Origin of the sequence: Chryseobacterium sp. HMWF035, from assembly GCF_003094695.1 — a bacterium.
Taxonomy (GTDB): Bacteria; Bacteroidota; Bacteroidia; order Flavobacteriales; family Weeksellaceae; genus Chryseobacterium; species Chryseobacterium gambrini.
Window position 1 is genome coordinate 37,621 of the sequence record NZ_QEHP01000001.1, and the last position, 13,692, is coordinate 51,312.

Below are 13,692 nucleotides of genomic sequence, written 5' to 3' on the forward strand. Positions count from 1 at the left end.
ATTGAATCCTAAAATCCCCAAAACTCGCACGAATTGACTATTTGTTCTTTGATTGAGAATTTGTCTCGTGCTCAAACAGTGGGAATTTTTTAACGGATTAAATTTCAATTTTCTTAACGCTCCATTTTCCTAGGTCATTTTTAAGATTAATTCTAAATTTCCCTCCCAATCCATCGCAATTAATGAATTGATTTTTAATATTTTTAATTTAATTGATTTCTTTTGTCTTGAAACAAAAGAAACAAAAGTTCAAGACTGGAAACTCCGGCTAAAATTTTAAATAATTTCCTAAAATTTCTAAACTCGGGCGGAAAGCAATAATTCGTTTTTTCAAGAGTTTTTTGTCCCGCCACTCAAACAGAAGAAATTTTTTAACGGAAATTCTTCAAAATTTCTTAACGCTTCCGTTTCCTAGGTCGTTTTAAATTATGCTGTAAAAATTCACAATTGACTTATTGACAATTCACATTCTGAATTCACCTCTAAAATGCAAGAGGCTTCAGGTCCAATCCTGAATTTTCTTCCCAGCCCATGGCGATATTCATGTTTTGAACTGCCTGTCCGGAAGCGCCTTTCAACAAATTGTCAATCGCTGAGTGAATGACCGCAACATTCCCACATTTTTCAATCTGTATCACACAGCGATTGGTATTGACAACTTGTTTTAAATCAATTGCTTTTTCGCTTACCTGTACAAAAGGTTCATCTGCATAAAAATCTTCAAACAACTGATAGATTTCTGAAAGTTCTGCATCTGTTTTCACGGTGGAACTTGTAAAAATTCCTCTCGCAAAATCTCCTCTCCATGGAATAAAATTGAGACTAACTTCATTGATATTAAAAGAAACTAATTGTTGTAAAATCTCATCTACATGTTGGTGTTTCAGAGTTTTATACGCCGAAATATTATCGTTCCTCCAAGTAAAATGGGTCGTTGCCTGTAAAGACTGACCTGCACCTGTGGAACCTGTGATTCCTGTTGTATATACTTCATTCAACAAACCTTTTTGAGCTAAAGGAAGCAGAGCGAGTTGAATTGCTGTGGCAAAACATCCAGGACTGGCAATGCTTTTCGCCCCTGAAAGTTGTTTTTTATTGATTTCAGGTAATCCGTAGATAAAATTTCTGTTTCCGAAATTTCCATCGAGGCGAAAATCGTTCCCTAAATCAATCACCACTGTTTCATCTTTTACAGAATTCTGAATCAGCCAATTCTGACTTTCTTTGTGAGGAAGGCATAGAAACAGAATATCGACTTCTTCAGGCTGATCCGTTAAAACCATTTCACAAACCGTCGTTAAATCCGGGTACAAATCTGAAATTTTTGTTCCCGAATTTGAACGGCTATATAAAAAACTCAATGATACATTGGGATGAAGAACCAACAGACGAACCAGTTCGCTTCCTGTGTAACCGTTGGCTCCGATGATTCCTATTTTCTTTTTCATTTTATTATTTTCCATAGGTTTTCACCTACGGTTATTGTTATTGAACCCTTAGGGTTCTTTGTTTATATTCATCTTTTAATCCATAGGTTTTACCTACGGCTATTCGTATTGAACCCTTCGGGTTCATTGGTCTTCGACTCTCTCGCAGCCCGACTTGAACGGAAATCCTTTTGTGAGGTGGAAGGACGAATAAAAGACTGTTATCCTTCGACAAGCTCAGGATAAACTACAGGCGGATAAAGCTGCCCAAATTTTATTTATTGATCTGATGATATATGTTTAAAGAATTGCTAACAATCTTTGTATAGCCTTTTACATCTTCGCCTGTCCATGCCTTGTTTGCTTCTCCGTAGCTTCCGAATTTGTCTGACATCAAATCATGTTCAGACTCAATTCCGTTTAAGATAAATCGGTAAGGATGGAGGGTTACAAATACTTTTCCGCTGACTGTTTTTTGAGAATCAATAAGGAAAGACTCGATATTTCTCATCACAGGATCTAAGAAAAGTGCTTCGTGAAGCCAGTTTCCGTACCAGTCGGATAATTGGGACTTCATCATCTGCTGATATTTTGAAAGCGTATGTTTTTCTAATAAATGATGGGATTTGATAATCACTGAAGCCGCCGCTGCCTCGAAACCTACCCTTCCTTTAATTCCGACAATGGTATCTCCTACGTGAACATCACGCCCGATTCCGTAAGCCGAAGCCAATTCTTCGATTTTCTGAATCGCGTAAACCGGATTTTCAAAACTTTCTCCGTTTACAGAGATAATTTCACCATTTTTAAACTCAATTTCCAATTCAGAGGGTTGATTTTCTTTAATTTGTGACGGAAAAGCTTCTTCAGGAAGATAATTTCTTGAAGTCAGTGTTTCCTTTCCACCAACTGAAGTTCCCCAAAGTCCTTTATTCACAGAATATTGTGCTTTCTGAAATTCCATTTCATAGCCGTGACTTTTCAAAAATTCGATTTCTTCTTCACGGGAAAGAGCCATATCACGAATGGGCGTAATGATCTCTAAATTCGGACACATTACCTGAAAAATGAGATCAAAACGAACCTGATCATTTCCCGCTCCCGTACTTCCGTGCGCAATTGCATCCGCGCCGATTTCAATCGCATATTTTGCAATTTCCTGCGCCTGAATGGTACGCTCCGCACTTACAGACAGAGGATAGGTATTGTTTTTCAGAACATTACCGAAAATCAGATATTTTACACAAGAATTGTAATAATCTTCTTGAGCATCAACGCACCTGTATTCTTTTACCCCAAGATTCAGGGCTTTTTTCTCCAGTTCTTTTTCTTCATCTTTGGAAAAACCTCCGGTGTTTACAGTAACTGCATACACATCATATCCCAGTGTTTCGCTGAGATATTTGGCGCAGTAAGAGGTATCGAGACCTCCGCTAAATGCTAAAACTACTTTCTTGCTCATTATTGTATCTGTTTTCAGACTGATTATTTTCAGTGCTGTTTTTTGTATTATCGGGAACGAAAAGCATTGCTGTGCAAAGGCAGTTTTTCCGTTCTTTTTTCATTAAAATATCATAATTCACGCAGCTTTTACAGCCGTTCCAGAATTCTTCATCCTGAGTAAGTTCAGAATAAATAACGGGTTTATATCCTAAATCGCTGTTGATCTTCATGACTGCCAAACCGGTAGTTAATCCAAAAATTTTAGCGTTTGGGTATTTTTTTCGGGACAAAGCGAATACTTTGTCCTTGATTAAGGTTGCCACTCCCAAATGCCTGAATTCGGGAGAGACAATAAGCCCGGAATTGGCAACAAACTGACCGTGAGACCATGTTTCTATATAACAGAAACCCACCCACTTTCCTTTATCGGTGGCGACTACAGCGTTACCTTCAGTAATTTTTTTACTGAGGTATTCTATGGAACGTTTGGCAATCCCCGTTCCTCTGCGCTGTGCAGAATCGTACATTTCCTGCTGTATTTCACTCACATACATCAGATGCATGGATGAGGAAATTTCTATTTCCATTTATTTATCTAAATTTTTTGGCAAATTTAAAATATAATTTCTTTTAAAACCAAATAAAAAAGATAATTTTATTGAATTAAATTAATATACAGGTAATTTTATCTTTACACGAAATTAATATTTTGCTAAATTATTATATATTTGCTAAAAAGATATATTTATGGAAAATCGCTGCCCGAAATGCAACACAGACAAAGTGGTTAAAAGCGGAATTGTAAACAACAAACAACGCTTTCTATGCAAAGATTGCAACTATTATTTCACGGTAAAAAAACTGGGAAAACAAATAGATGATTACTACGTAACCAAAGCTTTACAGCTCTATCTCGAGGGATTGAGTTTTCGTGAAATTGAAAGAATTATTGGCGTTTCTCATGTGACGATCAGTTCATGGATCAAGAAATACAATATTACAAGACCTCCGCATTCTGAATTTCATCCGGTGTATAAAATCCTAAAACAAAATGAACTGATTGACTACATGAGCAAAGAAGAAAATCTGAAGAATTCAGGATTAATTATCACTCAGTTTGCAGACAAATATATGCTCATCAAATGGGAGAGATTTAAGAAATAACTACAAAATCAATTGAAAATAAATGAATTGAAAATTTAAAATCCTGCTCAATACCAATAAATACTAAACTCAAGACTTAGAACTTTAAGATCTATCTATATACTTACCATTAATATATATTAAATTTCTTTAAATAAATTTTTAATTACAATTTGGCTTTCACAAAAAACAACGCCAAAAATTGATAATTTATGAAGAAATTAATCACTTTTATTGGATTGGCTTTAATCAGCAATTCTTTACACGCTCAAGGTTCGCCGGATTACGGAAGCGGATTAAAAATTAATCTCAATCAGCAGGGCGATAAATATGTCAGGTTCATTTTATGGGATCAGTTTTGGTTGAGGAACACGCAGATGAATCCGGGAAGTATGGTTGGCGGAGAACCCACAGACAATTCATGGAGTCTGGGAAACAGGAGATTACGTACTTTGGCGTACGCTCAGATTTCCAAAAGATATATGATCTTAGCGCATTTTGGGATTAACAATCAGACATTTATCAATGGAGGCGGTTCGGGAACTTCAGGAACAGGAGGTTATGGAAACGGTAAAAAACCGCAGCTCTTTTTCCATGATGCATGGAACGAATACGCTGTATTTTTACCCGGAGAAGCAGGAAAATTTACCTTGTCTTTAGGGGCGGGACTTCATTACTACATGGGACTTTCCCGAATGACGATGGCATCAACATTAAACTTCCTTACGGTTGACTCCCCTATTTTTACATGGCCTTTAATCGACAATTCTGATCAGTTTGCGAGACAACTGGGAATGTTTGCGAAAGGTAAATACGGAAAACTGGAATACCGTTTCAGCTTAAACAAACCTTTTGCAACGGATTTAACTCCGGTAAATGTTACCGATCCTGCTAAAGCGGTTGCCGTGGACAACAACGGAAACCCCAATTTTTCAAAAGCCGGATATGTAGAGTATCAGTTTTTAGATGAAGAATCCAATGTATTGCCTTTCAAAGTGGGTTCTTATCTGGGAACCAAAAAAGTTTTTAATCTTGGCGCAGGATTTTACCATCAAAAAGACGGAACCCGAACTTCTGTAAATTCCACCATTGAAAAGCATGACATTACGCTTGTTGCTGTAGATGCTTTTGCAGATATTCCTTTGGGAAATGCTAAAAATAAAATGGCAGTTTCCGCGTATGCAGGTTATTACAACTATCAGTTTGGTCCGAATTACGTGAGAAATTTAGGAATTATGAACATTGCTGCTTCTGATCCGAATTTTACGGGAAGCAAAGCTATTGCAGGAGTAGGAAATCTACAGCCGACCATCGGAACAGGGAATATTATCTATGCACAAGCCGGATTGCTATTGCCAAGTCAGGCAGAAAAACCGAAAATCAGAATCCAGCCTTTCGCAGCATATACTCACAAGAATTTTGAAGCATTTGACAAATCTTCGTCACAGTTTGATGTGGGTGCAAACTGGTTCATAGACGGTCATCATGCGAAAATTACCACACAGTATTCAACAAGACCGGTTTATACGAGCCCTACGGAAAGCCCTTCTTCAAAAGGGGAATTCATTGTACAGTTCCAGATTTATTTATAAAAATATTAATCATTATTTTTTTACAATCGCAAAGTTTTTTTTAAACCTGAACGTTTTTAAGACGCAAGAAAATCAAAGATTTTCAGCAAGTCCCTTTTAAATTTTATCGAAGATAAAATCTTTGCGCCTTACAACATAAAGCATTTAAAATTTTCCTTGTGTCCTTGCGATAAAAAACAAAAACTATCAAAATCCAATCAACTTAAACTAACATCAAAAATTAAAGCATATGAGCGATAACAATGAAATAAGCTACGAGAATATGACGGATAAGCAAAAGAATCGTACGATCTGGAGCGTCATTACAGCATCATCTCTCGGAACACTGATCGAATGGTACGATTTCTACATTTTCGGAAGTCTTGCCGTTGTACTGGCTACTAAATTTTTCCCGGCAGATAATCCTACTGCAGCATTTTTATCTACATTAGCTACTTTTGCCGCAGGATTTGTCGTGAGACCTTTCGGAGCGCTGTTTTTCGGAAGATTAGGTGATCTTATCGGGAGAAAATATACTTTTTTAGTTACTTTACTGATTATGGGATTTTCTACATTCCTTATCGGATGTATTCCCAGTTATGAAACTATAGGATTTATGGCTCCTGTTTTGGTATTAATTTTAAGATTATTACAGGGATTGGCTTTAGGAGGAGAATATGGAGGAGCTGCGACCTACGTGGCAGAATATGCACAACCCGGAAGAAGAGGCTACTGGACTTCATGGATCCAGACTACCGCAACAGCCGGACTTTTCATTTCACTTATTGTAATTATGGTGACAAAAACCACTCTTTCCACTGAGGAATTTGACGGTTGGGGATGGAGAGTTCCGTTCTGGATTTCGATATTAATGGTGGGGGTTTCTTACATCATCAGAAAAAACATGAAAGAATCTCCGCTTTTTGCCAAAGCTAAAAGTGAAGGAAAAACTTCCAAAAATCCGTTAAAGGAAAGTTTCGGAAACAAACTGAACTTCAAATTTGTTCTTCTTGCCTTATTCGGGGCAGCAATGGGACAAGGGGTAATTTGGTATACAGGACAATTTTATGCGATGAGCTTCCTTCAGAAAGTGATGAATATTGAATCGATTCAGGTGGATTATTTAATGGCAACTGCTTTGTTTTTAGGAACTCCTTTTTTCGTTTTCTTTGGATGGCTTTCTGATAAAGTTGGAAGAAAAGCAATCATGATGACCGGAATGCTGATCGCGATTTTCGCATACAGACCGATTTATGACAATATGTTTAAAAGCGTTGATTTAAAATCCAAAACCGTTGCAGAAAGCGGTCTGGTTGAAAAAAGAACGTCAAAAATTCATGACAAAATTGCGACGGACAGTTTAATCACTTTCCACAAAGAAACGCTTTTCACGGACGGAACTTTAGCTAAAAAAGACAGCATTGTACACTGGTCTCCAACCGGACCTGTGATGAAAGACGGAAAAGCAGAAGAAGCAAAAGTAACTAAATCGATAAAGATCAACGACAGCACAAAATGGTATCTTGTATTTTTAGTTTTTATTCAGGTGATTTTTGTAACGATGGTTTACGGTCCTATTGCTGCATTTTTAGTTGAAATGTTCCCGGTAAGAATCCGCTACACCTCGATGTCATTGCCTTATCATATCGGAAACGGAGTTTTTGGAGGGCTGCTTCCTGCTGTTGCCACTTATCTCGTAACCACAGGAAAAGATGGAGGACATCCTGAATGGTATCTGGAAGGACTTTGGTATCCTATAGGCGTTGCTGGAGTCTGTCTTTTAGTCGGATTAATTTATCTAAAAAATAAGAACAATAATATTCACGATTAATCCCTGAATCACTTAAAAATTTATTAATTTTAAAACTACTAAAATGAACGGACTAAAAAAAATATTAGGCGTACTCTGGATCGCCATTGCATTAGTTGTAGGATATTTCGGAATTACAGTAATGGGAATTCCAAAAATCACCTCAGGAAAACAGGAAGATCTGGTTTTTGGAGTCATTATCCTTTGTGTACTGATGCCGATTATTTCCGGCGGAATGGCAATTTTTGGCTACTATGCACTAATTGGGGAATATTCTGACGATAAAGTTTAATCTATTGATGATGAATGATAATTGATTGATGATACAAAAATGTCAGATAATCAATTATCATTCATCTAATTATCATATATGAAAAAAAGACACGAACAAAAACTTATCATTCTGAGCATCGGACTTCTGATAGCCTTCAGCATTCCTGTTTCGTTGCTTTTCAACAATGACCTGGAAGTTTTCGGTTACCCGATGATTCTGGTTTATATTTTCGCTGTCTGGATGGTTTCCATCATTATTTCTTTTGTAATCGTAAAAAAATATGATGAGTAGTTTCGCTTTATTCACCGTAGTTTTGTTTTATCTGGCACTTTTGTTCTTAGTCGCTCATCTGGCGGAGAAGAAAAAGAGCAAGCTTTGGATCAACAATCCTTACATCTACGCGCTTTCCCTCGCCGTGTACTGTACCGCATGGACGTACTACGGAAGCATTGGTGTGGCGGCAACAAGCGGACTTAATTATCTTCCGATTTATGTGGGACCGATTATGGTAATTCCTGCATGGATTTACATCAACACAAGGATTGTAAGAATCTCTAGAGTGAATAAGATCAGCAGTTTAGCTGATTTTATTTCTTTACGATATGGGAACAGCAGAAGTTTCAGCGCAATTATTACGGTGGTTTGTCTTTTGGCAATTGTTCCGTACATTGGTTTGCAGATCAAGGCTATTTCTGAAACTTTTCATCTGGTAACCAAAACAGCGATTTCTAAAAACATTTTAACGGATAACGCAACTTTCGTTGTTGTTTTAATTGCTTTATTTTCATCCTATTACGGAACACGTTATGTTGATGCTTCGGAAAAACGTTTGGGAATAATTTCCGCTATTGCACTGGAAAGTTTTCTTAAACTGTTCTTTATCATTATTTTAGGATTATTCGTTATTTACTTTGCATTTGACGGATTCTCGGATATTTACCAAAAGGCAAGTCTTTTCAAAGATTTTAAAGAAAAAAATACGTTCAACGGTATTGAAGGCGCTATGAACTGGATGGTGCTCTGCATGATTTCCGGAACAGCAATCTGTATTCTTCCAAGACAGTTTCATACCGCAATCGTAGAAAACCGACAGGAAAAACACATCAAAACAGCCATCTGGTTTTTTCCGCTGTATTTATTGATTTTTACGATTTTCATTTTTCCTATTGCATGGGGAGGAAGACTGATTTTTAATGGACAGAACGTCAATCCGGAGTTCTACTCTATCCTGATTCCGCAGTATTTTGACAATACCTTAATTACGGTTTTGGTTTTTCTGGGAGGTTTAAGCTCATGCATTTCGATGATTATTATTTCCGCGATCACCTTATCCATCATGCTTTCCAATAATCTGATCATTCCTTACGGACTTTTGGGTAAATTTAAATCTGAAAACGAAGTTCAGAATACCAGAAATATTACCAACATCAGAAAATTCAGCATTTTTGCGCTGATTATCATGGCTTTTGGTTTTTACAAATACTTTATTTTAAAAACTTCGCTGGATTCTGTCGGACTCATTTCTTTCGTTGTCATTGCTCAATTGGCACCTGCTTTTTTCGGAGCTATTTTCTGGAGACGAGGGAGTTATAAAGGTGCTGTTATCGGTTTATTGGCAGGATTGGCAATCTGCTATTTCGGATTAATCATTCCACAATACTACTTCTCTTACAATCAGGAATTTAAAGGTGTTTTAAGAGAGCTTTATGACGCTTTTGACTTTTTTAAAATTTCTTTTCTGGGTAGAATCCCACAAATTTTCTTCTGGTCGCTTTTAGTGAACACTGCTTTATTTTCTATCATTTCGGTGAGCACCAAAGGCAATTACCGTGAAAGAAATTTTGCTGAATTGTATGTAGACATTGATAAGTACATTCAAAACCACGAAAATGCTTTTATCTGGCGCGGAACAGCCTACGTTTCCGACATTAAAAATATTCTGGAACGATTTTTAGGTAAAAACAAAACGGAACAAGCATTAAGAATTTTTAATTTAAAATATAATATTGATTCGCAGACGGAAACCGCCGATTCCAGATTTATTAAGTTCTCCGAAAACCTTCTTGCGGGTAGAATCGGAACGGCTTCTGCCAAAATCCTTATCGAAGGGGTAACCAAAGAAGATAAAATTTCTTTAAAGGAAGTTTTAAACATTCTTGAAGAATCAAAAGAAACCATCACGCTTAATAAAAAGCTTACCGAACAATCGGAAGAGCTACAGAAGTTATCCGATGATCTGAGAAATGCCAATGAAAACCTCATCATCAAAGACCGTCAGAAAGACGATTTTCTGGATTCTGTTGCCCATGAATTAAGAACCCCGATTACCGCCATCCGTTCCGCCGGAGAAATTTTAGCCGATGATGACGATATTCCTTTGGAAATTAAAAAGGAATTTTTAAACAACATCATCACAGAATCCGACAGGCTGAGTGAGATCATCAACGATATTCTGTATCTGGACAAATTGCAGCATGGTGAAATCGTACTGCACATTCAGGAAAATAATATTCTTGAAACGTACAAAAAAGCAGTCAACCCTCTTATGCATCTTATTCAGCAGAAAAATATTCATCTGAGTGAAGTCAATCTTCTCAATCAGTTTTTATTTAAATATGATGAAGCAAGAATGATACAGCTTTTTCAGAATATTTTAGGAAATGCTTTGAAATTTACGGATGAACAGGGAACTATTCAGACCAAATTATCAGAAACAGAAGATGGGTTAATCATTAAAATTTTCAATACCGGAAAGCATATTCCCGAAGAGGATCTGGAAATGATTTTCGATAAATTTTACCAGTCGAAAAATCAAAATATTTTGAAACCAACGGGAAGCGGACTGGGACTGGCTATTTCAAAAAAAATCACAGAAGCTCAGGGCGGAACCATAAAAGCAGAAAACAGCGGATTGGGTGTTACTTTTACGATTGCCCTGCCAAAAGAACAAGAAGGAGGAGAACCCGAAGGGTTCAATTTAAATAGCCTTAGGTGAAACCCATGGAAACAGATGAATAAAATGATGCCGGAACCCGAAGGGTTCAATAATAAAAAAAAAAAAAAAAAATGGGAACGTATCGACAAATATTTTATCATATTGTTTTCGGAACAAGGCATCGGGAACAAACAATTAATGAAGAAAATGAATCAGAGCTATACAAATATATTTGGGGAATTTTAAAAAATAAAAAGTGTAAATTATATAGAATTAACGGAATGCCGAATCACATTCATATTTTTTGTGACGTTCATCCGAATATCACTCTCAGCAACCTTGTAAAAGATATAAAAGTTGCATCCAATTTATGGATGAAAGAATCGGGATTATTTCCTGAATTTTCAGGATGGCAGGAAGGATATGGAGCGTTTACCTATTCATTAAAGGATAAAGAAACAATAATAAATTATATAAAAAATCAGAAACATCACCATAAAGCAGAGACTTTTGATGACGAATTTAAAAAACTTTTAGCAGAACATGGAATCGAGCCGGAATTAAATTAATAAAATTCAACCCTTACGGGTTGGTTTGATACGAATCATTATTCCATAGGTTACACCTACGGCTATTTAAATTGAACCCTTCGGGTTCTCCAAAAGAAACAAAAAAACAATGCAGTTGAACAATAAGACAACCACAATATGAAGAAGATAATCATTGCCGATGACGAGCACAAAATATTAATGTCGCTGGAATACAGCTTTAAGAAAAACGGATACGATGTATTTATTGCAAGAGACGGAACAGAAGTCCTGGAATTCCTGAAAACAATGACTCCCGACGTCATTTTACTGGATATTATGATGCCGAATCTTGATGGATACAGTACTTTAGAAATCATTAAACAGGATGAAAAACTGAAAGATACAAAAGTAATTTTCCTAAGTGCCAAAAACAATCCGAAAGACATCGAAAAAGGTCTGGAAATGGGAGCCGATGCTTACGTTACAAAGCCTTATTCAATAAAAAAACTCATGCAGCAGATAGAAGAAATGTTTTAATACATTTTACACACCGTCATTGCGAACGAAGTGAAGCAATCTCAACAAAATATTAAAAGATTGCTTCGTCACTACGCTCCTCGCAATGACAAAAACACAAAAACTAATATGAATACAGATATTTTATTTAAGCAAAGCATAGAAGACAAAGAGAATTTCTGGAAAGAACAGGCTCAGGAAATCAGTTGGTTTGAATTTCCGAAAACCATTACTTCTAATGACGAAAACCACTACAACCAATGGTTTCCGGACGGAAAACTCAATATGTGCTATTTATGTATTGATAAACATATTGAAGAGGGTTTTGGAGATCAGGTTGCAGTTATTTACGATTCTCCGGTAACGAACCAAAAGCAAACCTACACCTTCAATCAAGCCAAAGAAGAAATTTCAAAATTGGCAGGAGGATTAATTTCTTTAGGTTTAAAAAAAGGCGATACCGCCGTTATTTATATGCCGATGATTCCACAGACTTTGTTTTCCATGCTTGCGTGTGCAAGAATCGGAATCATTCATAATGTGGTTTTCGGAGGTTTTGCGCCGCATGAACTGGTGGTGAGAATTGACGACTGCAAACCAAAAGCATTAATTACGGCAACCGCAGGAGTCGAAATCGCAAAAAGAATTCCTTATCTGCCTTTGGTAGAAAAAGCGATCGAACTGGCTCAGGATAAAGTAGACCACATCATTGTGTACAACAGAAAACTGGTTGATAATCAACATGAAATGTTTGATGGATTAATTGATTACGAAGAATTGGTACAGGATTCAGAACCTGCGGATTGCGTTTCGGTGGAATCCACTCATCCACTCTATTTGCTGTATACTTCCGGAACAACGGGAAAACCAAAAGGTGTTGCAAGAGATACAGGAGGTTACGCCACCGCGTTGAAGTTTTCAATGAAATATATTTATGGAATCGAACCGGGAGAAACTTTTTGGGCAGCTTCCGATTTCGGATGGGCAGTTGGTCACAGTTATACCGTTTACGGTCCTTTAATCAACAGAAATTCAACGATTATTTTTGAAGGAAAACCTATTATGACGCCCGATGCGGGAACATTCTGGAGAATTATTTCCGAATATAAAGTAGCAGCCATGTTTACCGCTCCTACTGCAATCAGAGCCATCAAAAAAGAAGATCCGAATGGAGAATTGGTGAAAAAGTATGATTTAAGCCACTTCAAAAAGCAGTTTTTAGCAGGAGAAAGATGTGATGTTGCCACTCTGGATTGGTTTGCAGAACACATCGGCGTTCCGGCAATCGATCACTGGTGGCAGACAGAATCCGGTTCACCCATGTTGGGTTTAATGACTTTTAATGAAGAATACAAAATAAAAAGAGCTTCCGCAGGAAAACCAATTCCCGGCTATGATATTAAAATTTTCGATGAAAACGGCTATGAACTGGATGCGCATCATGAAGGTTATTTAGTTATAAAATTACCGCTTCCTCCCGGAGCTTTATTGGGAATCTGGAAAGATAATGACCGTTTTGAGAAAAGCTATCTCTCGCAGTACAAAGGCTATTATTTTTCCGGAGACGGAGCCATAAAAGATGAGGACGGCTACATTTTCATTACCGGAAGAGTGGATGATGTTATTAATGTTGCAGGACACCGTCTTTCCACTTCAGAAATGGAAGAAATTGTTTCCTCTCATCCTGATGTTGCAGAATGCGCTGTTGTAGGAATTGATGATGAGCTGAAAGGACAGATTCCTTTTGCAACGGTTGTTTTAAAAAACGGTTCATCTATTTCCGAAGATCAAGTAGAAAAGGATATCGTAAAAACAGTCCGAGAAAAAATAGGGGCTGTTGCCTGTCTTAAAAATGTGATGGTTGTAAAACGCTTACCTAAAACCCGTTCAGGAAAAATTTTAAGAAAGCTGATCCGAACTTTACTGGACGGAAAAGAATTCCAGATTCCGTCGACGATTGATGATGAAAAGATCATTGAAGAAATTCAGGAAAAAATTGGAGATTACAGAAGATAAAATATAAAATTGTTTAAACTATTTCAG

The 13,692-nt window shown here is 36.9% G+C and carries 12 protein-coding genes; 9 read left to right on the forward strand and 3 right to left on the reverse strand.

Annotated elements, in window-relative coordinates; all coding sequences use genetic code 11:
• Nucleotides 1-482 precede the first annotated feature (482 nt).
• From argC to DD829_RS00200, 3 genes are all read right to left on the reverse strand, one after another.
• Nucleotides 483-1,448 carry an N-acetyl-gamma-glutamyl-phosphate reductase gene (gene argC / locus DD829_RS00190; protein ID WP_185140295.1) on the reverse strand — a complete coding sequence of 322 codons (966 nt, stop codon included), beginning with the start codon at nucleotides 1,446-1,448 and terminating at the stop codon, nucleotides 483-485.
• A 253-nt stretch (nucleotides 1,449-1,701) separates the two neighbouring features.
• The gene (argG, locus tag DD829_RS00195) at nucleotides 1,702-2,889 is read right to left on the reverse strand and encodes an argininosuccinate synthase (protein ID WP_108411367.1); all 1,188 of its coding nucleotides are present in this window, start codon (nucleotides 2,887-2,889) and stop codon (nucleotides 1,702-1,704) included.
• Complete coding sequence (locus DD829_RS00200; RefSeq protein ID WP_116547419.1) at nucleotides 2,861-3,457, reverse strand: GNAT family N-acetyltransferase; 597 nt, start codon at nucleotides 3,455-3,457, stop codon at nucleotides 2,861-2,863. Before DD829_RS00200 ends, argG begins: the two co-directional genes overlap by 29 nt.
• Before the next feature lie 160 nt (nucleotides 3,458-3,617).
• Here DD829_RS00200 and DD829_RS00205 point away from each other — a divergent pair, with 160 nt between their 5' ends.
• From DD829_RS00205 to DD829_RS00245, 9 genes are all read left to right on the forward strand, one after another.
• The gene (locus DD829_RS00205; protein ID WP_059137148.1) at nucleotides 3,618-4,034 is read left to right on the forward strand and encodes a terminase gpP N-terminus-related DNA-binding protein; all 417 of its coding nucleotides are present in this window, start codon (nucleotides 3,618-3,620) and stop codon (nucleotides 4,032-4,034) included.
• Nucleotides 4,035-4,225: 191 nt separating this feature from the next.
• Nucleotides 4,226-5,605 carry a porin gene (locus DD829_RS00210; RefSeq protein ID WP_108410731.1) on the forward strand — a complete coding sequence of 460 codons (1,380 nt, stop codon included), beginning with the start codon at nucleotides 4,226-4,228 and terminating at the stop codon, nucleotides 5,603-5,605.
• Between the two features lie 229 nt (nucleotides 5,606-5,834).
• Complete coding sequence (locus DD829_RS00215) at nucleotides 5,835-7,415, forward strand: MFS transporter (protein ID WP_108410730.1); 1,581 nt, start codon at nucleotides 5,835-5,837, stop codon at nucleotides 7,413-7,415.
• 43 nt (nucleotides 7,416-7,458) lie between these two features.
• Nucleotides 7,459-7,686 carry a DUF6814 family protein gene (locus DD829_RS00220; RefSeq protein ID WP_108410729.1) on the forward strand — a complete coding sequence of 76 codons (228 nt, stop codon included), beginning with the start codon at nucleotides 7,459-7,461 and terminating at the stop codon, nucleotides 7,684-7,686.
• A 78-nt stretch (nucleotides 7,687-7,764) separates the two neighbouring features.
• Nucleotides 7,765-7,959 carry a hypothetical protein gene (locus DD829_RS00225; protein ID WP_108410728.1) on the forward strand — a complete coding sequence of 65 codons (195 nt, stop codon included), beginning with the start codon at nucleotides 7,765-7,767 and terminating at the stop codon, nucleotides 7,957-7,959.
• The gene (locus tag DD829_RS00230) at nucleotides 7,952-10,663 is read left to right on the forward strand and encodes an ATP-binding protein (RefSeq protein ID WP_410493794.1); all 2,712 of its coding nucleotides are present in this window, start codon (nucleotides 7,952-7,954) and stop codon (nucleotides 10,661-10,663) included. The genes DD829_RS00225 and DD829_RS00230 overlap by 8 nt, the downstream gene beginning before the upstream one ends.
• 71 nt (nucleotides 10,664-10,734) lie before the next feature.
• On the forward strand, nucleotides 10,735-11,172 hold the full coding sequence (gene tnpA / locus DD829_RS00235) for an IS200/IS605 family transposase (protein ID WP_108408696.1): 438 nt from the start codon (nucleotides 10,735-10,737) through the stop codon (nucleotides 11,170-11,172).
• A gap of 138 nt (nucleotides 11,173-11,310) precedes the next feature.
• Nucleotides 11,311-11,670: a response regulator transcription factor gene (locus DD829_RS00240; RefSeq protein WP_108408692.1), complete on the forward strand. Its 360-nt coding sequence runs from the start codon at nucleotides 11,311-11,313 to the stop codon at nucleotides 11,668-11,670.
• 108 nt (nucleotides 11,671-11,778) lie between these two features.
• Nucleotides 11,779-13,665, forward strand: coding sequence for an AMP-binding protein (locus DD829_RS00245; protein WP_108408693.1), 1,887 nt, complete (start codon nucleotides 11,779-11,781; stop codon nucleotides 13,663-13,665).
• Nucleotides 13,666-13,692: the final 27 nt, after the last annotated feature.

Excerpts from the sequence above, each read along its gene's own strand:
- argC (WP_185140295.1), bottom strand. The coding sequence starts at position 1,448 with ATGAAAAAGAAAATAGGAATCATCGGAGCCAACGGTTACACAGGAAGC.
- argG (WP_108411367.1), bottom strand. The coding sequence starts at position 2,889 with ATGAGCAAGAAAGTAGTTTTAGCATTTAGCGGAGGTCTCGATACCTCT.
- DD829_RS00200 (WP_116547419.1), bottom strand. The coding sequence starts at position 3,457 with ATGGAAATAGAAATTTCCTCATCCATGCATCTGATGTATGTGAGTGAA.
- DD829_RS00205 (WP_059137148.1), top strand. The coding sequence starts at position 3,618 with ATGGAAAATCGCTGCCCGAAATGCAACACAGACAAAGTGGTTAAAAGC.
- DD829_RS00210 (WP_108410731.1), top strand. The coding sequence starts at position 4,226 with ATGAAGAAATTAATCACTTTTATTGGATTGGCTTTAATCAGCAATTCT.
- DD829_RS00215 (WP_108410730.1), top strand. The coding sequence starts at position 5,835 with ATGAGCGATAACAATGAAATAAGCTACGAGAATATGACGGATAAGCAA.
- DD829_RS00220 (WP_108410729.1), top strand. The coding sequence starts at position 7,459 with ATGAACGGACTAAAAAAAATATTAGGCGTACTCTGGATCGCCATTGCA.
- DD829_RS00225 (WP_108410728.1), top strand. The coding sequence starts at position 7,765 with ATGAAAAAAAGACACGAACAAAAACTTATCATTCTGAGCATCGGACTT.
- DD829_RS00230 (WP_410493794.1), top strand. The coding sequence starts at position 7,952 with ATGAGTAGTTTCGCTTTATTCACCGTAGTTTTGTTTTATCTGGCACTT.
- tnpA (WP_108408696.1), top strand. The coding sequence starts at position 10,735 with ATGGGAACGTATCGACAAATATTTTATCATATTGTTTTCGGAACAAGG.
- DD829_RS00240 (WP_108408692.1), top strand. The coding sequence starts at position 11,311 with ATGAAGAAGATAATCATTGCCGATGACGAGCACAAAATATTAATGTCG.
- DD829_RS00245 (WP_108408693.1), top strand. The coding sequence starts at position 11,779 with ATGAATACAGATATTTTATTTAAGCAAAGCATAGAAGACAAAGAGAAT.